Consider the following 22972-nt stretch of genomic DNA (forward strand, 5'->3'; position numbering starts at 1 on the left):
TGTTTTACAATTTAATTTTTCTTTTTCTACTTTTAAAAAGCCCGGTGACTGAATTCTTCACCACGCTGTAATATACTTCCAGAGAGTCGCCGGCAAGGGCTATAGCCACCATGCCAATTGTTAACTCCGGCTTATAATTGAATTTATCCAACACCCAAACATTCATAAAACTGATGCCTAAAACTTCTATCAGCTGAATCAATTTAGTGGCACCGTCGTACCACTTGGAATACACTCGGTATATGTAAGAAAAGGCGGCGACATTGATCAAACACAGCAGCACACCAATTATCGCACCAGTTGTGTCGTCCATGGCATCTATGTAATCCTCATTAAGGATCATTGCCACAATGTTGGCATGCACAACACCTCCAAACATATCCGGATATGATCTTCCTGCAAACTGCGAGTTAATCGGCGAATAGTACTTGTCTTCTATCGTCAGCCTATCACCAAGGTACTCTCCCAAAAAGCAGAAGATCACAATTTTATCCTTGATCAGAGACGGGTCGAAATTCTGGTCAAAAACTTGATTAACGTCCAGTGCGAAAAACATCGTACCGTACACCGAGGCACCAAAGTCCATCACATTACCTCGATAATTAATCGTCTCCCGCTCATTGCCTCTTTTCAACAACCGGTCTACCTTTTCAGGTTCCAAATACTGAGCCAGCTTTACAGCAAAGGCCAGTTCTTGTTGCCCTGCTACCATCTCCTTGGGAGTAAACTCCCGGGTCATTTTCAGCTCTTCCTGAGTTTGGGCATCTGTAATAAAATTAACAAACCCCGTCTCAGCATACTGAGTGAACCTTGGAAGCGATTTCCCCAGAGAATCGAATTCCATCTTCTCTTCATTAAAGTTCTGAAGAATGCTACCTATTACAAGGTTATCAACTCTCGAAAAAGCACTTTCCATTGTGGCATCAATGGCAGAATCTTTGTGCGTTCTGAAGTAAGTATCCAGGCCGATTACCTTTGGTTCATATTGATTAACAATGTCAATCATATACCCAATATCAGCCCTGTTTACCCTACCAAGGTTGACCAGCACAATCCGGTCATCTGGAATAGCGGGCTCCCTTAGCTGGGAAAATACCACATCAGTGAGCTCTACATCTCCAAGAGCGTCTCCAATAGGATCAAATAAGTCAAAGATCTTAAATGCGGTTACGGAATAAAACGTCCACATCAGTAAGAATATGAAGGCTGTTCCAAAAATCGAGTCCAGCCAAAATTCTCTTCTGTTTGCTTTCATAGTAGATTAGTTGCTTTGCCAACTGGTAAGTAACTAAATATTCACGAACCAACGATACAAACATAAGTAAAACCCAAATTAAACTTAAAATAGAACAATTCTTTTTTTGGTTCTTTCGACGAAAGGAATTATTTGGAGGACGAACGTATATTGCTATCGGTTTAAACCAGTGTGACTTTTTCTTAGATGTCAACGAATATACCAAAAAGGCCAACATTAGAGGAGCTGATTAACGGAATCACAAGGGGCGACAGGGTGGCTCTGGCCAGGGGTATTACGCTTGTGGAAAGCAAACTACCATCTGACAGAGCCCTTGCTGAACAACTGATTGACAGATTGTTAAGTAAAACAGGCCATGCAACAAGAATTGGTGTGTCGGGCATACCGGGCGTTGGGAAAAGCACCTTCATCGAAGCCTTTGGCGAATACCTGGTCGGCGTAGGAAAAAAGGTGGCCGTATTGGCAGTTGATCCGTCCAGCAAGCAGACCAAAGGTAGCATCCTGGGCGACAAAACCAGGATGAATAAGCTGGCCGTCAACCCAAATGCCTATATAAGGCCCACTCCTACAGGTTCAACTCTGGGGGGCGTGGCAGATCAGTCACGTGAGGCCATGTTACTGTGTGAAGCGGCCGGGTTCGATGTCATTCTGATAGAGACCGTGGGCGTAGGTCAATCGGAGACCCTGGTAAGGGACATGTGTGACTTCTTCCTGCTGTTAACTATCGCTGGTGCAGGCGATGATCTGCAGGGGATAAAGAAGGGCATTATGGAGATGGCTGATGCCATTGTGATTAATAAGGCGGACGGCGACAATATGCCGGCAGTCAGGAAGACGCTCCAGGAACTTAAACAAGTGGTTCATTACTTCTCGCTGCCCCCATCCGGCTGGGTTACTCAGGTAACGACATGCTCTTCCCTTCTTGGCGAGGGAATAAGTGAGTTGTGGACCTTGATTGAGTCGTTCAACGAAAAGATGATTGCGAATGGCTACCTGGCGCATCAGCGATCGCAGCAAAACCTGCAATGGATGCACCAGAAACTGGATGGGCTTTTGAAACAGGAATTTAATAGACTGGTAAAAGAGGAAATCAAAGACCTTGCCGCCAAAGTGGAAAATAGAGAGCTGAACCCTGTAAGTGCAGCACATCAACTGTTTGACCTCTACAAAAAAAAGAAGGGGTGAAAACACCCCTTCTCTATTAATTCATTCTTTTGACTGAGCCTGCGCCGTTTGAGTCAGCATAAACTTTCTGCGGATTGCCCTTGTAGCGAACCGAGCCTGCTCCACTGCATTCCGCTCTAAGCTCTTTATTGGCTACAACCCTTGCTGTGCCAGCCCCTGAAGACTCCACCTCGGTGTAGTCGCAGTCGAAGTCCTCCGCATTGTAACTGCCTGCGCCGGTTATATCAATGACTTGCTCCCTCGCCTTCCCCCTTAGTGTAAGCGTGCCAGCACCTGTCATGTCGGCCCTTAGCCTGTCAGCTTCTACGATTAGCCTTGTAGAACCCGCTCCACTCACATCCAATTCGAATGTCGAGGCGGTGATGACATCATCGCATACAACTGTGGAAGCACCACTTAAATCCATGCCATTAATGTTCGAAAACTCAATGGTCAGACTCATGGGCCCGTTCGACCTGAAATTATTGTCTTTGATATAGACTTTCAAAGTGCTGCCTACAACCTCAGTTCGGATTCTGTCTATCACGTTGTCATCTGCATCTATGAATACCCTGTGCTTGCCGGTTTTTTTCAGTGTCACTTTAAAAGCACCACCAATATCGAGGCTGCTGAACGAAGAAAGTTCTCTTGTTTCCTCTCCAGCCCACACCTGACCGGCGATTAGCAACCCAAGTATAAGTACTCCTATCTTTCTCATAATTATCAGTTCATTTTGAGTAAAGACTGCGGGCAAATTGAAGGGTTGCAAGTGATGGTTCTATTTAAATACGAATCCGTTTGGCGCCACCCCCGCTTCAAACTTCGATATTGCTGTTCCGTCAGCAGAATACCTGTAAACAGTACCTTTACCCTGAAAGCCCTTGGCATCGGCTATATAGATAACATCCTCGGCCTCGCTATAGCCTAGTCCATAAAAGCCAACGGCATCATCAATCGTAATAAACGCCTTTTGAAGCACTTTCCCTTCCATTTGATAGCTTCCAGCCGACGTGCCAGCTATATAGTAGAGCACACCACTTGTTTTACTAACTGACAATCGTGAAGAGGGATTAACTTCCAAATCTACCTCTTTGGTAGCTGCGGACGCTCCAAGCTTGTAAATTGCTCCATCGTTTCCCTGATAGCTTCCTCCGCAGATCAACCAAACCGCACCGTCTTCATCTACCACCATTTCTCCCGGCGAATAACCGACTTCGAGGGTTGTTTCAAGTTCTCCAGTGCTGGTTTTAATCACAGATACTGTGTTTCCGAAACTATTGGATGCATACACATAACCATCGGCATAGGCCAGGTTTTCGGTACCATCATCGGTGTTTACTGCTCCCTCTTTTTCAAAAGTGGCAGCGTCAAGAATGAGTACGTACGACTGATCGAGGGCATAGTTCTCATTGAAGGTGCCCCAATTGCTGACAAATAACTGATCGTTGGCTCTCAGTAAATACCTTGGGTTGACCAGGTTGTCTTCAATAGTGTTTGTTGAAACAAAGTCAGCGTTCACGACTTCAACTTTTTTGCTGTTATTCACTACTACGTAGCCCACCTCGTCAGCATCAATGAACAAGGATTGCACCACGTCACCCAATGGCCGACCGTTGGCCGATTGAAAAACAAGGGAAGAGACTTCTTCGGTTTCCGGATCATAGGAAGTAATGCTTCCATTCGTTTGGTTGAAGCTCCCTTCATTGACTACGTACACGGATCCCACACTGTCTTTCGGACCACCTTCGTCGTCACCACCACAGCTGGTTAGGAAAACTGTGGCTACTAAACTCCATAATGCTAGCTTTTTCATTTTTTATCGTGATTTAAAGTGTAATTCAATTGAAAAGAGAATGAGCGACCCAGCATAGGTCTGTACTGCAGGTTCTCGTACCGGGTACCTAATACGTTCTCGACTTTTATCGACAGCGCAAAAAGGGACTTCCCAGCCTGAATTTGCCTGCCAGTCTCCAGGTTCCAGAGCGTATAGGCGTTCAAGTTGATGTCGTTATCAACGAGCGTATACCTGGTGCCATAGAATGAAAGCTGTGAATTAAAATGCCATGGCTCCGTTTGCAACCCAAAGCTCCAGTTTCCCTGGTGCAGTGGCACATAAGGCAGTTGATTACCGATATTGCTATCGTCACCAGAATAGCCTGCACGGATCTGCGATACTGTGACTTTGTAGTTGATGTCGTTGCTTAACAGCCACGTTCCCACGCTCCATTTATGTCCAACAGATAGCTCACCGCCACGGGAAAAAACGTTCCTCACATTCACTGGGGACCAGTAGCCCTCCGCCTGCGGTAGCCATAGAATCCAGTCTTGTATCCAGTGAGCGAAGCCGGTCGCAGATGCTTTTAGCTTGTGATTTTTACTTCTGATCGCATAATCGAGTCCCGACTCTGCGTTCCAGCCTTGTTCAGGCTTCAGCGCCAGGTTGCCCCCAGGGCTCCAATAGCGGTCGTTGAGTGTGGGCACTCTGTAGCTTCGGGAAAGCTGCGACCGCCAATTGAGGGAAACTGCCTCAGATTTTAAAATCAGGACATCAGTCCCCAGTGACGGGGAAACTGGATTCCATGTGCCAGCTACAATTGCCTGACGAACTTTGGCGTTGAGTGTCCATCGTGGTGTTGGAAACCAATTGAGCATTAAATAGGTGTTGGATCGGTTTTCCGTCAAGCCGCCACCATACTCCGGCACATCGGCCAGTATATGGTTGATCAATCCTCCGGCTCGCAGCTGAACTTTGGAGATTGGCATCCATTCAATGCTATTATTCCACAGGTATTGAGTGGTGGCAGAGGCCAGCCCGTTGAACTTGATGAAGTCATAGATTCTCCCGACCCTTGATTCCCACTTCAATAAAGGGCTGACATGGTGCTCGTAGCCCAGGGAAAGCCGCAGCGACTGATCAATCTGAGTATCGCCAACCGAAGCGACGGTGTAGGGCGGAATAATTTCTCTATCATAATGCGTCAGCCAGCCTTCGATATCAAAAACGCCTTTTGACCAGGGGTTCCAGAACGCAGCGGCTTTCATGCCTTTGCCCCTGTAGGCTCCATGCGATTGTTTTTCTATCGGCTGGCCAGCCTTTGCCAGGTTGCGGTAGGAAAAGTCGTTGTCAGATTTTTTATAAAAGCCAGCCAGGGAAACGCCAGCTTTCTCACCCGACAGTTGGGCTTTCAATCCTGAAAAGCTGGTGCCAAAACTCCCAATTTCCTGGGTTACCCCAATGCTTTGCTGATTCTTTTCAAGCTTGTCGCTGACCGAAACTGCACCGCCAATGGCGCCTGAGCCAGCAAGAGCACTTACGCCGCCGTAGAAGACCTCCGCCTTGTCGATAAAGAAATTGGGGATCAATGAAAAATCGGCCTGGCCCAGGGAGGGGAAATTGATGGGAAGCCCATTCCAAAGCAAAGAAGTTTGGCTGGCGGACGTGCCCCTGAGGCTAATAGAGCAGAGCATACCCGGGCCGTACTCTTTCAGGTAAATGCCTTGCTGCGCCTGAAGTAACTTGCCTAACGAAGCAGCTGCTTGCGTTTGAATAGCCATCGAGTCGAGTGGCTCCGAATGGCCTCCCACTGCATAGCTGTGAAGCCACGTGTCGCTGACTTCGACCGGGGCCAGGACTTTACCCATACGGACAGAATCAGCAGCAGCCTCCTGACCTTTTGCATTAAACAAAAAAAGGATGACACAGGCTACCAGCCCGACCACCCTTATACCAACTGCATACATCTCTTTGAATTAAATTAACGGGCAAGCCCAGTTTGTTAACTTAACTCAAAACTGTAGAGGGAATAAGGTGGAATGAAATGTGAAGCCAGAAAACGGCCTCCTCAGATCATCCGCCGCTTTTCACCCGAAAGCTTTGAATTGTTTGACTATGGCAGGTCTCCTGGCTCGCCTGGCCCGTCTATCGCCTTCCCACCCCGGTTTATCGGAACAGTGACTTTTTGATAGAGGCCTTTGTAGGCTTACAGTTGCGGGGACAGCCCCCGATTTTAACGGGGTTCCCTTTTAATTCTGCTACAACTGCTGATGAGTTGAGGCAGAAACCAACGGTCGCTGCGAAATACGCAATAATTGTAATGATGTTAAAACGATTCTGTAAAAATTCTCCGATTTAACACTTTTTAATACCGTTTCAAGTAACCTTTATGCCAGTTGAGGGTATATTTGGAAGAAATTTGAGCTGCGCACGCAACCTCAACCCCAGTTAAAGCGTCCTTACATTGGTTTAGGTCGAAAACTAGAATTATAAAATACTACGATGTCGTTTATTGGAAAGCTATTTGGTAAAAAGGAAAAAACTCCTGTTTCACAGTGCAAAATTTGCAAAACCCTTCTGGAGTACAATGAAGGATATGCACTTACTACCTCTGAGGTAGTTAGCTCAAAGGAATATTGGGATCATAAGATGGTCGAGCCCGAAACGCTTGGGTATACTACTGCTCACTTTAAGCAGAAAGATGCTAATGCCACAAAAATGAGAGGGATCATTTTTGAAAAAACAGCTGAAAAAGACCAGACCTGGCTTGTATGCGACACTTGCATAAAGCAGTTCGAGGTGGATACAAACGAAGCCAAGAAACATGCGCTACAGTGGTGGGAATCCAAAGGCGTGTACAACCCACCTAAGTCGGGCGACGCAAAAGCGGTGCTTGAAAAAGATACTTACGAAGAAATAAAAGAATATGCCACCATGCTGGCGGGAGGCAATAAGATCAGATAAAAAGCTCCGCTGCCCAACGAGCAAGGCTAATATTCTAAATGAAAATACAATCCGTTCCCAAAAGGGGCGGATTGTATTATTTTTGCCGCACCATGTTCAACAAAACACTTCTTTTCATCTCCTTTTTTGCCTGGCTTACGTTCTCCTGCCAGCAAAAAAAGGCTGAAACGGCAACTGACCATCCAGGTCAGGCCTCTTACATAAAGTATGCAAGCGGACTTGTCATTACCAGACACTCAGATTGGACAGAAGTGGTGGTGAGGCAGCCGTGGAAGGGTGCCGGAAAGGCGATCAAGTATGCGTTGGTCGATAAAGAATTCAATGCCGGGACTCCATTTGATGGTTACAAAATAGTGGAAGTACCTCTAAGCAAAGTGGCAGCCACCAGCACTACCCACCTCCCTCATTTCTCTGCAATCGGAGAAGAAACCAGCCTAAAGGGCTTTGCCAATGCCGACTATGTATACTCCAAGGTTTTCCGGAGCAGGCTCGAAAGTGGAGAGCTGGTCGAAATTGGGGACGGGGCTGGGGTCAACTTTGAGTCCTGCCTCAACCTGAAGCCAGAAGCATTGTTTACCTTTTCCATGGGAAACGACCGATCAACTGACGAAAGGCTGGAGCTGGCTGGCATCGACATGTTATACAATGCCGACTACCTCGAAACGACGCCTCTTGGCCGTGCAGAATGGATCAAGTTCACGGCTGCTTTCTTCAATAAGCTTGACGAGGCCGATTCAATTTTCAACGTGATAGAACAAAACTATCTGGAACTACGAGCCAAAGCCCTGAAGGCCGAAGCAAAACCAACCGTGCTGACCGGAGTGGTGTATGGCGATACCTGGTTTCTGCCGGGTGGCAAAAACTACGGAGCTGCTTTTTTTGAAGATGCCGGGGGGAGCTACCTCTGGAAAGAAACACAAGAGAACGGATGGCTTGAGTTAAGTTTTGAGTCTGTCTTTGAAAAAGGGTTGAAAGCAGATTACTGGATTGGCGTGGCCTCCTTCACGACGCTGCAGGAAATGAAGGCGCAAGAAAGCAGGTACGGTTTGTTTAGTGCCTGGAAAAACGGCGCCGTTTACAACTACGACAATCAGTTGAACAAAAAGGGTGGAAATAACTATCTGGAGGAGGGATATAGCAGGCCCGATATTGTGTTGGCGGACCTGATACATATTATGCATCCTGAGCTCCTACCCGACCACAAACTTTATTTTTACAGAAAATTACCCTAATCTGTGCCATGCTTAGGGATTTCATCCAACAGTCGTGGAAGCAATGGTGGAAGTACTTCGTGCTGCTCAGCCTCCTGATTTTCGTGCTTTTCCTTCTCAGTCTGGCCCTGGGGTCAGTGGTGATCCCGGCATTTGAAGCGCTGAAAATTGTGTCGGGCTTTGCGAGCCAAAACGAAGCCTGGCAGGAAATCATTCTCAACTTCCGGTTGCCAAAAGCATTAACGGCCATACTGGTTGGCGCCGCTTTGGGCATCAGCGGACTGCAAATGCAGACCTTCTTCCGGAACCCTCTGGCAGGGCCTTTTGTGCTGGGCATCAGCTCCGGTGCCAGCCTTGGTGCTGCCTTGCTGATTTTGGGCGGAGCTTCGTTGGGGCTCCATCAGCTGGGTGGGCAGCTTTTTGCCAGTGCTCAGGTAATTGCCGCAGCGCTCGGAGCCATTCTTGTCATGATCGCCGTTATTTCCGTGGCCCGCTCACTGCGTGACGCCATGAGCCTCCTCATCGTGGGACTGATGTTTAGCAGCACCACGGGAGCGCTCGTCAGCATCATGCAATACTTCAGCCAGGCCGAAGACATCCAGGCTTATATGCTTTGGTCATTCGGAAGTCTAGGCGGACTTAGTTGGGAGGAAATGCAAATCTTTGCGCCGATCATCGTGGTTGGCCTTCTGCTTTCCTTTGCTTCAGCCAAACAGCTCAATATGCTCTTGCTTGGTGAGCAGTACGCCCGAAGCATGGGACTCAATATCAAACGAGCCAGACTTACCATCATTATCAGCACCTGCCTGCTGGCTGGGAGTGTCACCGCTTTCTGCGGACCTATCGCCTTCATTGGGATAGCCGTGCCTCACATGGTTCGCATGCTGTTTCCGACTTCGAACCACCTGCTGCTTATTCCGCTGGTCTGTCTGATGGGCGCAGGCACCATGCTTTTTTGCGACTTGATTGCTCAGCTGCCAGGCACATCGCAGTTGCTACCCATCAACGCCGTCACTTCTTTGATCGGCGGCCCCATCGTTATCTGGATCATTGTGAGTAAACGAAACCTGAGGTACTCATTATGATCGTTAACAACAGGTCGGTGATGACATTGCAGGATTTGAGCGTCGGCTATCATGTAAAGGGCCACCCTACTCCGCTTTTGAAAGACATCAACCTGGAAATAAACCCGGGTGAGGTGGTTTGCCTGCTGGGGCAAAACGGTGTCGGAAAGTCAACGCTGCTGCGAACAATCGCCGGATTGCAGCCTCCCCTGTCTGGCGAGGTTCTTCTTGTCAATCAGCCTGTTCAAGCATACAGCATCCAGGAGCTTGCCACAAAGGTTAGCCTGGTGCTCACTGAAAAGGTGGGTGGCGGCAACCTTTCTGTTGAAGAGTTGGTGGCACTGGGCCGCCATCCCTATACTAACTGGCTCGGCTTGCTTTCAAAAGAAGACAGGGCAGCCGTGAATGACGCTGTCGCTCTCACCAAAATCAACTACCTGCTGAATAAAAAAGTAGGCGAACTGAGTGACGGCCAGTACCAGAAAGCTATGATAGCCAGAGCGGTGGCGCAAGACGGCGACTTGATGATCCTCGATGAACCCACGGCGTTTCTCGATCTTAACAATAGCGTGGAAATATTTATGCTACTCAGACAACTTGCTCTTGAAAAAGAAAAAGCCGTTGTGGTATCCACACATGATTTTCACCTGGCAATGGAGTTTGCTGACAGACTTTGGCTGACCAATTTCAATAGTCCTTTGGTTGAGGGACTGCCTGAGGATTTGGCACTAAACGGACAGTTAGAGGAAAGCCTGTACCACGAAGGGTTTGGGTTTGACCTGTTAAATGGCAGAGTGCTGTTGCCAACAAAAGAAGGCACAACATTTTCTTTATCTGGAAATTCACAGGCCCATAACTGGACAAAACGGGCACTGGAAAGGCATGGCTATTTGCCTGGCGATGCGAATGCAACAATTAAACTCACCATTGAAACTGAGGGAAATGCCACCAGTTGGGTGGTAGCAGACCAAAGATTCCTCTCCCTCGAAAGCCTCCTCAACTTTCTGCCAGGGCACAAGGGCAAGTAAGGCCCATTTTCATCTCCACTGTAATTCTCTCGGCCTACGGTCGTCCTTTATCTGAAGGTTAAACAGGTAAAGGATAAAGCTTTGAAGAGAGTAATTTTTTTGCTGCTCACTATTTGTGCAGTCTACGGCGATCTGCTTAGTCAACCAGCCAAAAGCAGGTACAAGGAAAGAACATTCCAGCTCTCCTTTTTTCCGGGCATAGGCACGAATGGGCTGGAAAGTGGCTTCTATTTCAATAAATTTTCCCTTAACCTGTTCGGCGGTATGTCGGCCGGTAGCCATCACTTTGAACTGGGCGGCATTTCAAATATCAACACCAACTCAAGCACTGGCATCCAGATAGCAGGGCTGGCCAACGTTATCGGAAGCCAGGCTTACTTTAATCTGACAGATGGCGAAGAGCTCTCCATTGTCAACGAAGGTTTTTCCTGCAACTTAAAGGGCATCCAGTTTTCCGGGCTCCTCAATTTTGTCAGAAACAACGTCGAAGGCATCCAGCTAACAGGCGGGTTCAACTTCAACAATGGCTACGTGCACGGCTTTCAGCTGGCTGGGCTGGGGAATATGGCTGGCAAACAAGTTTTCGGAGTGCAAATGGCCGGGCTCTATAATATTGCTATTCGTGGCATGACAGGCAGTCAGGCTTCCCTGTTGTTCAACTACACTTATGGCGAACTCAGCGGACTACAGTTGGGCGCCATCAACCGTGCGGTACAAATGGAAGGCAAAAACTCGTCGCCTCCAGGGCCAGACCGGGGCATTCAGTTTGGGCTGATCAACGTTTCAAGCGAAATGGATGGCACGCAGGTTGGCCTCATCAACGTTGCCAGAAAAGTGCACGGCACGCAAATAGGCCTGATCAACATCTTCAAGCCAAGCCCTTACCAGGGCTCCTCCGTGCCGACCTATGGCACTCAGGTAGGGCCTCTTAACTTTGGCTCCAGCGGGGTACACACCCGGCTTTTCACCGACGAGCTGTTTGCAGTGGTACTTGAGCGAACCACAGGTAACTGTCAAAACTGCACTTACACACCTTCACAAATGCCCTTTACGGGGCGGTTCAAAGTAGTCAATCAAAATGCACTCATATTCGCATACAATCCTTTCGAAGGCTTCAGAAACCAGGTAAAGTGGGGGTTGGGCTATGGGTTTATGAAGGTGTTTTACAACAAACACTCTATGATAGGAGCCGACACATTGAACGCTCGCTGGTTTTTAAGTGCAGGTATCAGAACAATGTACCTCAGCCAAACGATGAAATTTGATCCGAAGCTTAGTTTACTGCACAAAATGCATGTTGAAATAGGACTACGCAGAAGAAAGAAAGGGCCCCACCTGTTTGCCGGTGTTTCACTCAATGCGTATTTCCATGAAAGTCAGGACCTTAAAATCAGCCAGGAAATTTTCCAAAAAAAGGAAGACAAGCTCAACGTACAGTACTGGCCCGGGTATAGCTTTGGTTTGCACTTCTAAAGTTACTCCATCCAAATATTGATCAAGTTAAAAGCATCGAACGTTACAACTAATCGTTGCTTTTGTATCTTCACTGCCTGGTTCGGTCGCTGCTAAGACAAAGCAATTGCGGTCTGCTAGCTAAGTTTGGAGCATACTTATGGCACACATCGTCATTATCGGAAATGGAATCGCTGGCATTACCTGTGCCCGGCATGTGAGAAAGCAAGGAGGTGATCAGATTACCGTCATTTCGGGGGAAACGGAACACTTCTTCAGCAGAACAGCCCTCATGTATATCTACATGGGACACATGAAATACGAACACACCAAACCCTACGAGGACTGGTTTTGGGAAAAGAACAAGATTGACCTGGTGTTCGATTTTGTTACTGGCATCGAAACCGGGGCAAAATCCCTCCAATTGAAGTCCGGTAAAAAAATTAAGTACGATAAGCTAGTATTGGCGACAGGCTCACAGCCCAACAAGTTTGGCTGGCCCGGCCAGGATCTCCCCGGGGTGCAGGGGCTCTACTCCTATCAGGATTTGGAGACGCTCGAGAAAAACACCGGGAATTGCAAAAGAGCAGTCATTGTTGGTGGTGGACTCATCGGCATTGAGTTGGCGGAAATGCTGGCGTCACGAAAGATTCCTGTGACCTTTCTGGTACGAGAAAAAAGCTTTTGGGATTTGGTTTTGCCAGCGGAAGAATCGGCCATGATCAACAGGCACATTGTTGAACATCATATTGACCTCCGGCTGAACACTGAGTTGAAGGAAATAAAAGCAGGGCCTGACGGGAAAGCTTCTGCCATCGTTACCAGTACTGGTGAAGAAATACCTTGCCAGGTAGTAGGACTGACTGCCGGTGTGCATGCCAATATTGACCTGGCCAAGTCGTTCGGGGTCGAAACCAAGCGTGGCATTCTGGTCGATGACCAGCTACAGACCAATTTGCCTGATGTTTATGCCATTGGCGACTGTGCGGAACTACGAAACCCGCTACCTCACCGGAAAGCCATAGAGCAGGTGTGGTACACAGGCCGTATGATGGGAGAAACGCTTGCTCTGACCCTGACTGGTAAACCAACCAGGTATGTGCCCGGGATTTGGTTTAATTCTGCCAAGTTCCTTGATATCGAGTATCAGACCTATGGTTCAGTGCCCGCCATTGCTTCTGAAGGAGTAGATTCGTTCTGGTGGGAGCATGCTGCCGGGAAAAAGGGCATCAGAATTAATTTTGATCAGGCAACCGGCACAGTGCTCGGCATGAATGCCATGGGCATCCGGCAGCGACACGAAGTTTGGGATAACTGGATCAGGCAGAAAACAAAAGTAGATAGAGTGATAAACGAACTGGAGAAGGCCAATTTTGATCCGGAGTTTTTTGATACCTGTGAGCAGGAGATCAGAGCGGCATTTTCGACGCAGTTCCCTTATTTCGAAATCGAAAAGAAAAGGAAGAAAAAGCTGTTTGGTATTTTCTAAAGCAAGAGGAAGAAAGAGATGAGAGCAATACAACTAACCGGGCTGGCACTTTTCATACTTGGCTTTGGCCTTTTTCTGGCCAGCTTCTTTATGGCTGACTACAAAATTTCGAGGAGTGACTTTGACAAAGTTGTTGCTCACGAGGGAAAGACCCAAGGTATCCTCACTTTCACGCCGGAGATAGTCGACACAGAGTACAGCACGAATTTCGGGTTTGTTGGCACCATCCAAAAAGGCATCAACACCTACAACAGGCAGCAAATGATGCTCTTTGCCCTCAAGGAATCAGAGATAAATCTATTGATTAGCGAGCTGGGCCCTCCTCCCTACACTTTCTCCCTTGAAATGCTGAACTACATCTACCCGAAGATCAACACCAGCACTATATTCAAGAGACGAAAAATGGAGGAGTACGGCAACTGGCTGGAGGGGAGAAAATATGATTCCAGAGAAGCGCTGAAGAAAGATCTGATGTCAGTGGCCAACACGATCAACGATTATGGCATTATCAGTGAGGTAGGTATCGACCGTTACAAAGCCAGAGACATCAGATATGAAGCTACCAAACTAGCTTCCCACGGCCCCATCAAGTCCAGCTCCGGCCTCTTTTTGTCTCTTTGCTACCTGCTTCCCATCATCGGAGCTATGATGTATCTGCTCCCTAAAACCAAACTTGATGGCCCGGCTGGCATTAAAAATAATGGCATTTTCCATAGCGTTTTGAAAAACAAAGGCTGGCTCGGCATCATGCTTGGCAGCTTTCTTATTGTCTTCTATATCATTTTGTATTTCTTTCCAGAATACATGACCGAATGGATCATCATGGTCGATCCAGTGAGTCAGCTACTAAAGAACAGTGACGCCAGCCGTTTTTTCCTCTACGGCTTCATTTACACACTTTGTATTCTCGTGATGGGAGTGCGCATGTTCATTAAATATCGGCACAGCAAATACCAGATTATGCGGACGATTTCTGTGATGTTCTTTCAAACAGCTTTCGCTTTCCTTATTCCTGAAATACTCCTAAGGCTTAACCAACCCTATTTCGACTTTAAAAACATCTGGCCACTCGACTACGACTTCTTCTTTGACAATGAGCTCAACCAACTTATCTCTTCAGGCAGCCTGGGCATCTTTATGCTAGGCTGGGGCATTGCGTTGATCATCATTGCTGTGCCAGTGTTTGTCTACTTCTTTGGCAAAAGATGGTACTGCTCCTGGGTGTGTGGCTGTGGAGGCCTGGCCGAAACTTTGGGCGACCCCTTCCGTCAGCTTTCCGATAAATCATTGAAGGCATGGAAAATCGAAAGATGGATGATCCATGCAGTGCTGGCCTTTTCTGTTGTGATGACTGGCGGCGTGTTGTACACCTACTGGTCGGGCAACTCCTGGCTGGGCGTGATCGACAGCTATACGCTCAGAGAAGTATACGGTGTTTACATAGGTGCAGGCTTCGCTGGTGTGGTGGGCACTGGTTTTTATCCTTTGATGGGTAATAGGGTGTGGTGCCGGTTTGGCTGTCCGCTGGCTGCCTATCTTGGCATTGTGCAGCGCTTCAAAAGCCGCTTCCGTATTACTACCAACGGTGGTCAGTGCATCAGCTGCGGCAACTGCTCCACCTATTGCGAAATGGGAATAGATGTACGCTGGTATGCCCAGAGAGGCCAAAACATCGTTCGCTCATCGTGCGTAGGCTGCGGCGTTTGCTCATCAGTTTGCCCTCGTGGCGTACTCAACCTGGAAAACAGAGACGAAGAAGGCAGGTTTGGTCAGCCGATATTGATTGGTAACGACAGCATTAAAGTGGAAGCATAAATCTTGCTTCCAATACTTTCTTTATTCTCTTTTCATAATAGGAAATTTCTCAACACTTCGTATTTTACTGAACCTTTCAACCCTAAGGTTCAAAAAGAATGATTGAGCAATACACCAATTGGTGGGAAACCCTTACCCTGCTTCAGAAAATATACTGGTCGCTGGCAGTTCCATTCACTCTTTTTTTCCTGTTGCAGATGCTGATGACCCTGATTGGCGGTGGCGATATGGGCGACGATCTGTCTACCGATGCAGAAATAGACGGCGACACCGGTATTCCTTTTCAGTTCCTTACGTTGAAAAACCTTGTGGCCTTCTTCTCCATTTTTTCATGGACGGGTATAGCCTGCCTGGATAGCGGCATGTCGGATGGCTGGTCATTGGTAGCCTCCTCGGTCGCCGGGCTGGCTATGATGTTAATTATGGCCAGCATCTTTTATTTTCTTTCAAAGGCCGACGAAAGCGGCAACCTGAAAATGAGCAATGCAAAAGGAAAACTGGGTGAGGTGTACCTTACTATTGCCTCAAAGCGAAACAGCATAGGCCAAATCCAGATAAAAGTACAGGGTTCGCTGAGAACCCTTGAGGCAATCACCGACGATGAGACCGATATTAAAACGGGCAAAGTGGTGAAAGTCAGTGATGTTATAGACAATAATCTACTCTTAGTTACCGCAAACTTTAGCTGAATATGAGCGTATTCGCATTACCCGTAGTGGCCATTGTGGCCCTCTTTATTTTTATCATTCTCATTACATTTTTTAGCCGCTACAAGCGATGCCCCTCTGACAGGGTCATGGTTGTCTACGGAAAAGTGGGCGGCGGCACCGACGGCCACAGCTCCTCCAAGTGTATTCATGGAGGTGCCGCCTTTGTGTGGCCGGTGTTTCAGGACTATGCCTTTCTCGATCTCACCCCTAATTCGATAGAGGTGAACCTTACCAATGCACTCAGCAAGCAAAACATTCGGGTTGACGTGCCTTCCCGCTTTACTGTGGGTATCTCTACCGAAACAGGCGTGATGGAAAATGCAGCTGAAAGGCTGCTCGGGTTAACCAAAGACCATATTCATGACCTTGCCAAAGACATTATTTTTGGTCAGCTAAGGCTTGTAGTGGCCATGATGGATATTGAGGAAATCAACAGCAACCGTGACAAGTTCCTGGCGAACGTTGCCAGCAATGTGGAGGCAGAACTAAAAAAAATTGGCCTTAAGCTTATCAACGTAAACGTAACCGACATCAAAGATGAGTCGGGCTACATAGAGGCGCTTGGAAAAGAAGCGGCCGCCAAGGCTATTAACGACGCCCGTAAAAGCGTGGCCGAAAAAACCAGAGACGGATCCATCGGTGAGGCAATGGCGCACCAGGATCAGAGGGTGCAGGTGGCTGATGCCAACGCCCTGGCAAAAATTGGTGAGGCCAATGCAGCACAAAAAGAACGGATTCAGATAGCCAATGCCGATTCCAGCGCTAAAGTGGGCGAGTCGGAAGCTTTGGCAAAAGCCAATATTGGTGAGGCCGAAGCGCAAAAGACGGAAAGAATCCAAACTTCTGAGGCCAATGCAAGGGCTGTGGAAGGTGAAAACAAGGCCAAAATTGATATAGCCAACTCTGAAGCCGAAAGAAGGGAAAAAGAAGCTGAAGCACTCAGAAAAGCGATGGCCGCCGAAAAGGTGAAGCAAGCCAAAGCGCTGGAGGAGTCGTATGCAGCCGAGCAAGCAGCGGAAAACGCCAGAGCACAGCGAGACAAAGCCAGCCAGACAGCCAACATTGTGGTGCCTGCAGAAATCGACAAACTTAAAGTAGAAATTGCCGCCGAGGCCGAAGCCGAAATGATCAGACGCCGTGCCAAAGGTGAGGCCGATTCGATCATTATGAGGCGAGAAGCTGAGGCCAGGGGTATTTATGAAGTACTGACCAAGCAGGCCGAAGGTTTGAAACAAATAGTAAACGCAGCTGGCAACAGTTCGAAAGATGCCGCCATGCTTATCATTGCCGAAAAACTACCTGAGCTGGTGAGGCTACAATCGGAAGCCATCAAGAATATCCAGATCGAGAAAATCACCGTTTGGGATTCGGGCACTGGCAAAGACGGCAAAACGTCGACAGCCAACTTCCTTTCGGGCATGTACCAGTCGGTGCCTCCACTGAAAGAAATTTTTGAAATGGCCGGTCTTGAGTTGCCAGCCTATTTGGGCGAAGCAGCGAAAAAGGTAGCCGCAACGGAAGTAAAGGAAACGACCTCAGAGAAGAAGGAAGAAAAACCTGCTGAAACAAAGCCGTCGCATCCTGCAAAGGGAAAAGATGATCCTAAGAAAGGACTAGGCCCAGCGCCTAAGAAGTAGAAATCCAGCGCTCCGGGAAGGTGTTGATTAGCACTTCCCGGAGCACTCTTTTGTTTTAGAATATCCCCATCATATTAATCAGCACCAATCCGATAACCGCCGGGCACACAAAGCGAATGAAGAATCGCCAAATGGCTGCCGGAGTGATGCCCGCCACTAGCTCTTTCTTGAAAAATGGAGCGCCCTCAGCAATTTCATCTGATATTTTGGTGATGTCCATGACCCAACCAGTGTAAAGACAGGTCATCAACGCCACGATCACAATGAAGAACGTGCCAAAGAAGAAGTCCATGATGTCCATTACACCAGCATAGGTGTTGCCAAATACTGTGATGGAAACATTGGTGAATATGCTGGCCCCACCACTGGAGAGTGCAGATGGCAGCCCCACTACTGTGGCGGCAATCCCTACTACCCAGGCAGCCTTTTTCCGGCTCCAGTTTTTGTTGTCTATGAAAAAGGAAGCCGGTACTTCAATCATTGCTATGGAAGACGTAAGAGCAGCCAGGCAAAGCAGAAGAAAGAAAAAAGCCCCTATGATATTGCCGCCAGCAGGTAACGATTCGAAAATGACTGGTAGTATCTTAAAAACCAAGGTGGGGCCCTGATCCGGCTGCATGCCGAAAGCAAACACCGCCGGAAAAATCATTAAGCCACCCAGCAGTGCAACGCCTGTGTCCATGATACCAACCCAAAGACCCGAGCTCACGATGTTACTGTCCTTTGGCAGGTAGGAACCGTACGTAATCATCATTCCCCAGCCGATACTCATAGAGAAAAAGGCCTGGCCGAGAGCGGCCAGAATAGTTCCTCCTCCGATTTTGCTGAAGTCGGGAACAAGGTAGTACTCAATGCCCGCCATGGCCCCGGGAAGCGTTACGCTCCTGATAATTACAACAATCAACAAAATAAACAGTACCGGCATCATGATCTTGGCTGCCTTTTCGATGCCTCCACTTATGCCCCCCAAAACGATTAGCGTAGAAGCCGCCATGAATATGCCGAAGAGTGGTAAAATTGCCACTGGATTAGCCCGGAAAACATCAAAATCCAACGGTATGTCGAACAAGGCTGTGTACATATACCCGATTGTCCAGCCTGCAATGACGCCGTAATAAGAAAGCACAAAGAAGCTCACACAAAGTGACAATATTCCTCCGCCAAAAACCCAAAACTTACTTCCTCCTGTATCCTTAAATGCACCCACAGGGTTTTTTCGGGAGAAACGACCAAGCCCCATTTCATTAAAAAGTAATGGGGCTCCCACTAAAAGGATGCAGATAAAGTAGACAAATACAAAAGCGCCGCCACCATTCTCTCCTGTCAGGTAAGGGAATCTCCAAATGTTGCCTAAGCCCACAGCGGAGCCGGCAGCAGCCATTACAAAACCAAACTTACTTCCCCAGTTATCTCTAGCCATAGTTGTTTATTTGACCTTCTAAAATAAAGGGAAAATCGTATGTCACCATATATGGCTGGCCTTATTCCACTAGCGGCGGTGAAAAAAGTCGACAAAGGAATGTAACCTCGGATCACAAAATGAAGTCAAAGCGACTGCAAAGAAATAGTGTTAACTGTCTGTACAGCTAAAGTTTTAAAATCCTTTTCGCAAAAAACACGTAATTAGCAATATGATTACTCTACTACTACTTTTTCTATTTAGCGTTATACTTGGCTGGCTCGGTACTTTTTTCAACGTTTTCTAAGATAAACCGATTTACCGCCAGGGCGGTTTCTGGTAAAAAGTCACATACGTACGGCCGTTAAGCACAATCATTGGATCTCCATTTTTGGGATGATTCCGCTTCTCGAACGCAAATGATTGGCTGCCCCCGGATTTAGAACTAGAGACTAAAGTATTTCCCTGCAAGCTCCACGTGCCTGCATCGGAAGTCTGCGAACTTGTGCCGCCTGTGGCTATCTGCGTTCCATATTGATTGGTTACTGTTGCACTGCCCGAATTTTCACTATAGTATTCGTAGGTGCCGTTTGCGTTGAGAATGATACACTCGTCGGTCGTCCAGCCACCTGACCCTGTGCTTGTTACATTGACGTAGCACCATTTCCCTGAGAGTTCGGCAGGAGCGGAACCCGAGCTTGTGGAGACTCCAGCCTGCCCGGCTGGCGGCATATTCCCATCAAATTTGTTGTAGAAAAGGCTTCCTCCAGGGCCTGTCAATGTCAAAGTATTTCCTCCCAGCTGGTACTGAAACTGCATCGCACCTTGCAGCGTGGAAAGTGTCACAGTGGCACCCTGTGTTTGGTAGTCGAAGGAATTGCCGTCGATCACTACCTTGCCGTTGTCCATGAAGTCGAGCACTTGCCCCTGGCTTTCCCACTTGCCTACGATTGAGCCGACCGGAGAGTCGCCAGCCTGAGTACGTAGTATACTGGCAGAAGCCTGCCTTTCGGCTCCGTTTTTTCCAAATGTGATTGCCGCATCCAAATCGCCCCCGGAAAGTGTTAACTGATCACCCATCAGGCTATACTGATAGGTCACTACTTCGGTGGCAAATTTGATCGCTAGACTGTTTTCACCTACAGTATAGGTAATAGATTCACCATCAAACTCTCCCGAACCATTGCTGAGCAGTCGCAAAGTCATGGTGTAACCAAATTCGGTGTTAACCCAGGTGCCTGGCAGCCCCTGACTTGTCTGTTCTTTTACTTTGGATCCGATTTGCGCTATTGCGGCCTGGTAAAAAATCAAGCCGACGATAAAAATTGCCCTTTTCGTTTTCATAGGACTCGCTTTTCCATGAAAATAATCAAAAGCAACTGAAAATCAATGCATGTTACGCCTATAAATTACTGAGGATCAAGTCGTAAGGAGTTACGGCTAGAGTGGCCGGATAACCAGATTAAAGTCGATGGTAAGTTCGTTGGCCACTTTTACCAAACCCATCATTTTTGAAGGAGGTGCCATCTCAAAATCCGTAAAACGTAAGGTTTTAGAGCCCACCAAATTGTAGAGGCTATAACTTTTCTCCCAAAAATCGAAATGAACACTCACCTCTCTTTTTCTTCCAGAGAGCTCTATGAGCATCACAGCGTCGTAGCTTGTAACGCCCGGCATCGTAGATGAAATGGTTTTTAATGACAAAAAGCTCACGCCGATTTCAGGATATATGTCAGACTGGAGGGTTTCCTGGAAGTCGCTGGTGATCATTTTGTGCGCACAATCAAAATCAACAACGGGGAGCGATAGTTTGTTAGGGGAGAATTTGATGTAAGAGGCCGTCCGTTCGGAGAGCTCCAGTGTGTCGGCATACTGGTACGACGACATTCCACAAGTGAATTGATTGACATTGGAAGCCCCATTGATAATCAGGGTGCTGGAGGGCTCAATCACCCATGCCACCATCCTTTTTTCGTCTCCATTGTTGAAGAAGAGGGAGCAAAAGCCAATTACTATGAGGAGGAGCTTCATATCAAAAAGAGAAAGGAATGCCCGCTTGGCGGGCATTCCGTGACTAACTTACCAAAAACCAACTAGAAACTGATGGCAGCTTCGATCATGATACCTTTGAACTCGGCGTCGTTGTATTTGCCAGTCCAGCCTTCAGTATACTGCTGATTAACATACTCTAGCTTAGCAACCACGTTGTCGGTCATAAACCATCCGCCACCAAGGTTGATCCGGTTAATTTTCTGGGTAGCAGTGGCTGCATCTGTTGCTTTTCCACTTACGGAGTTGTATCTGCCTCCGACAAATACCTTTTCGGCAGCGCCAATTCTGTAGATTGCTTCAACTGCTGTTTGAGTATATTGACCATTTCCCTGGTCTTCGCTGTTAGACACTATTTCATAGATACCGAACAACTCAAGTCCCTGATACTTAATGAATGGATTGATCTGGATAGCAGTCATTTGTCGGAATCTTGGGTTAAAGCGGGCATTGGCATATGCACTTGTTGCATTCACTCCACTGGCTGCCTCAGCAAGAGAGATTAATGTGTTGTAATACCTATCTCCTGCTCTGTCACCACCGTAGAGGTAAAAACCTGTAGATAAACCACTGTTCATGTACCAGCTACCGGTAAGTCTGAATCGAAGGTCATCGTTGACCTGCTTGTCGTAGCCCACTTTACCATAGAAGGAAATTTTGTTGTCGGTAGTAGGTGTAAGAACCACGCTCTGGTTCAACTTACCATTAGAAATACCCAACACGCCTATGAAGCCGTTGCTTTGGGCATTTGCCTCGATGAAGGCCTCGGTGGTAAAAGAGTCCATGATGTAGTTGCCAACAAAAGGGTTATATAAAGCCCTGGCGTTGTCAGTTCTTCTAAAGTGCGCATCACCAAAGTTGATCTCGTCCAAACCTACTCTAAAAGTTACTACTTTCATCAGGTTGGCTGCAAAGCCTGGCTTGATAAAGTCAAGCTTGTCAATTTGGATGTAACCACCCTTTACCCAGGATTCGTTGTGGTGCCTGGCAGAAAGGTAGGTTCTCAAGTGCATTCTCATACCGTCAGACAACTGAACATCAAGGTTCAGGTTGGCTGTGGGAAGGTTTAAGTTGGTACCCAAGTCCAAAAGACTGTCCAGGGAGTTTGTTTGGTTAATGCCCTGAAATTCGATGGCAAAATCACCGCCTACTCTTACTTTTAAGCCGTCAAAAGGTACTGTGTCGGCTTTGGTGGTTTCAAATACATTCAGGCCTTTTGCGTCATTTGTTCTGAAGAATTGAAGGTCAGGCTGCTGAGCCATCAATGTGCTGGTTGCGGAAAGTCCTAAGACAATCAGTATCCCAAAAAATTTATTTAGCGTTTTCATGATACGGGACATTTATTGGTTTTTTGATTTATTTAGAAAGAATAATTTCATACGAGATTGTTACCTCTTTTCCTGTGCTGACTGTGCCAAACATAAAAGAGGGTGGTTCCACTTGGTAAGCCTCCATATCGAGCGTATAGGAACCTGTGATTTTGTATTTGCCATTGGCAAGGGCCTCTAGTTTCCCCTCAATGCTGATGTCTTTGGTTACTCCGGCAATGGTTAATTGACCTGATCCTTGCAAAAGCGAAGCTCCTTTGGCTTGCGACGTCTTCAGGTTGAAAATGATCTGCGGATTCTTGTCAGACTTCAGTGCCTTGTAGGCATTGTCATCCATGCTACTCTTATGACTCTTTAGTGTGGTAACCGGCACGATTAGTTTCAACCCTTCAACGGTTCCTCCTCCATCAGCTATGGTTGCTTCAACCTGAATTTCTTCTGAAACCATCGTCCAGTCATGCATAGTTGAGGTGCCAGCTACAGTAATTTTTGATCCCTTTTCTGCCTTAAATGGCTGCCCGGCTGTGGCGGCTACAGTCAGAAATACGAGGGCGGTAATTGTTAGCAACGTTTTCATGTTTCTAATTGGTTTTGGTGAAACATTTTGATGATGCTAAGGTATAGGCGGGAACA

19 protein-coding genes and 1 riboswitch are annotated in these 22972 nt (G+C 47.4%); of the genes, 10 read left to right on the plus strand and 9 right to left on the minus strand.

The window, feature by feature from the left end:
- Nucleotides 1-4 precede the first annotated feature (4 nt).
- Entirely contained in the window at nt 5-1255 is a 1251-nt protein-coding gene (locus RIG68_RS28045) for a CHASE2 domain-containing protein (RefSeq protein WP_350130249.1), read from the minus strand.
- Between the two features lie 186 nt (nt 1256-1441).
- On the opposite strand from RIG68_RS28045, the gene meaB reads away from it, so the two are divergent.
- On the plus strand, nt 1442-2440 hold the full coding sequence (gene meaB / locus RIG68_RS28050) for a methylmalonyl Co-A mutase-associated GTPase MeaB (RefSeq protein WP_350130251.1): 999 nt from the start codon (nt 1442-1444) through the stop codon (nt 2438-2440).
- 16 nt (nt 2441-2456) lie between these two features.
- Here the strand turns inward: meaB and RIG68_RS28055 are convergent, their stop codons facing one another.
- The 3 genes from RIG68_RS28055 to RIG68_RS28065 are packed head-to-tail and all read right to left on the minus strand — an operon-like array spanning nt 2457 to nt 6160.
- Nucleotides 2457-3137 carry a head GIN domain-containing protein gene (locus RIG68_RS28055; RefSeq protein WP_350130253.1) on the minus strand — a complete coding sequence of 227 codons (681 nt, stop codon included), beginning with the start codon at nt 3135-3137 and terminating at the stop codon, nt 2457-2459.
- A gap of 60 nt (nt 3138-3197) precedes the next feature.
- The gene (locus RIG68_RS28060; RefSeq protein WP_350130255.1) at nt 3198-4232 is read right to left on the minus strand and encodes a DUF5074 domain-containing protein; all 1035 of its coding nucleotides are present in this window, start codon (nt 4230-4232) and stop codon (nt 3198-3200) included.
- Nucleotides 4229-6160: a TonB-dependent receptor plug domain-containing protein gene (locus RIG68_RS28065; protein WP_350130257.1), complete on the minus strand. Its 1932-nt coding sequence runs from the start codon at nt 6158-6160 to the stop codon at nt 4229-4231. The genes RIG68_RS28060 and RIG68_RS28065 overlap by 4 nt, the downstream gene beginning before the upstream one ends.
- Nucleotides 6161-6293: 133 nt before the next feature.
- Nucleotides 6294-6500, minus strand: a riboswitch (cobalamin riboswitch).
- 195 nt (nt 6501-6695) lie between these two features.
- On the opposite strand from RIG68_RS28065, the gene RIG68_RS28070 reads away from it, so the two are divergent.
- From RIG68_RS28070 to RIG68_RS28110, 9 genes are all read left to right on the plus strand, one after another.
- Nucleotides 6696-7157: a hypothetical protein gene (locus RIG68_RS28070; RefSeq protein WP_151999671.1), complete on the plus strand. Its 462-nt coding sequence runs from the start codon at nt 6696-6698 to the stop codon at nt 7155-7157.
- Between the two features lie 38 nt (nt 7158-7195).
- The gene (locus RIG68_RS28075; protein ID WP_350130259.1) at nt 7196-8389 is read left to right on the plus strand and encodes an ABC transporter substrate-binding protein; all 1194 of its coding nucleotides are present in this window, start codon (nt 7196-7198) and stop codon (nt 8387-8389) included.
- Between the two features lie 8 nt (nt 8390-8397).
- Nucleotides 8398-9453 carry a FecCD family ABC transporter permease gene (locus tag RIG68_RS28080; RefSeq protein WP_350130261.1) on the plus strand — a complete coding sequence of 352 codons (1056 nt, stop codon included), beginning with the start codon at nt 8398-8400 and terminating at the stop codon, nt 9451-9453.
- Complete coding sequence (locus RIG68_RS28085; protein WP_350130263.1) at nt 9450-10460, plus strand: ABC transporter ATP-binding protein; 1011 nt, start codon at nt 9450-9452, stop codon at nt 10458-10460. The genes RIG68_RS28080 and RIG68_RS28085 overlap by 4 nt, the downstream gene beginning before the upstream one ends.
- Nucleotides 10461-10541: 81 nt before the next feature.
- Nucleotides 10542-11933 (plus strand): LA_2272 family surface repeat-containing protein, encoded by a 1392-nt coding sequence (locus tag RIG68_RS28090; RefSeq protein WP_350130265.1) that lies wholly within the window; start codon nt 10542-10544, stop codon nt 11931-11933.
- Between the two features lie 139 nt (nt 11934-12072).
- Nucleotides 12073-13401, plus strand: a complete 1329-nt coding sequence (locus tag RIG68_RS28095; protein ID WP_350130267.1) for an NAD(P)/FAD-dependent oxidoreductase — start codon at nt 12073-12075, stop codon at nt 13399-13401.
- An 18-nt stretch (nt 13402-13419) separates the two neighbouring features.
- The gene (locus RIG68_RS28100; RefSeq protein ID WP_350130269.1) at nt 13420-15216 is read left to right on the plus strand and encodes a 4Fe-4S binding protein; all 1797 of its coding nucleotides are present in this window, start codon (nt 13420-13422) and stop codon (nt 15214-15216) included.
- 98 nt (nt 15217-15314) lie between these two features.
- Nucleotides 15315-15905, plus strand: a complete 591-nt coding sequence (locus RIG68_RS28105; RefSeq protein WP_350130271.1) for a hypothetical protein — start codon at nt 15315-15317, stop codon at nt 15903-15905.
- A gap of 2 nt (nt 15906-15907) precedes the next feature.
- Nucleotides 15908-17563: a flotillin family protein gene (locus RIG68_RS28110; RefSeq protein WP_350130273.1), complete on the plus strand. Its 1656-nt coding sequence runs from the start codon at nt 15908-15910 to the stop codon at nt 17561-17563.
- A 55-nt stretch (nt 17564-17618) separates the two neighbouring features.
- On the opposite strand, the gene RIG68_RS28115 is transcribed toward RIG68_RS28110, so the two are convergent.
- The 5 genes from RIG68_RS28115 to RIG68_RS28135 all read right to left on the minus strand — a co-directional run bounded on the left by RIG68_RS28115 (nt 17619) and on the right by RIG68_RS28135 (nt 22916).
- Nucleotides 17619-18983 (minus strand): sodium-dependent transporter, encoded by a 1365-nt coding sequence (locus tag RIG68_RS28115; RefSeq protein ID WP_350130275.1) that lies wholly within the window; start codon nt 18981-18983, stop codon nt 17619-17621.
- Between the two features lie 297 nt (nt 18984-19280).
- Nucleotides 19281-20306 carry a hypothetical protein gene (locus RIG68_RS28120; RefSeq protein WP_350130277.1) on the minus strand — a complete coding sequence of 342 codons (1026 nt, stop codon included), beginning with the start codon at nt 20304-20306 and terminating at the stop codon, nt 19281-19283.
- A gap of 96 nt (nt 20307-20402) precedes the next feature.
- The gene (locus tag RIG68_RS28125) at nt 20403-20993 is read right to left on the minus strand and encodes a hypothetical protein (protein ID WP_350130279.1); all 591 of its coding nucleotides are present in this window, start codon (nt 20991-20993) and stop codon (nt 20403-20405) included.
- Nucleotides 20994-21055: 62 nt separating this feature from the next.
- Nucleotides 21056-22339 (minus strand): hypothetical protein, encoded by a 1284-nt coding sequence (locus RIG68_RS28130; RefSeq protein WP_350130281.1) that lies wholly within the window; start codon nt 22337-22339, stop codon nt 21056-21058.
- 28 nt (nt 22340-22367) lie between these two features.
- Nucleotides 22368-22916: a YceI family protein gene (locus RIG68_RS28135; protein ID WP_350130283.1), complete on the minus strand. Its 549-nt coding sequence runs from the start codon at nt 22914-22916 to the stop codon at nt 22368-22370.
- Nucleotides 22917-22972 lie beyond the last annotated feature (56 nt).

The sequence above is a fragment of the Imperialibacter sp. genome (assembly GCF_040222385.1).
GTDB lineage: Bacteria > Bacteroidota > Bacteroidia > Cytophagales > Cyclobacteriaceae > Imperialibacter.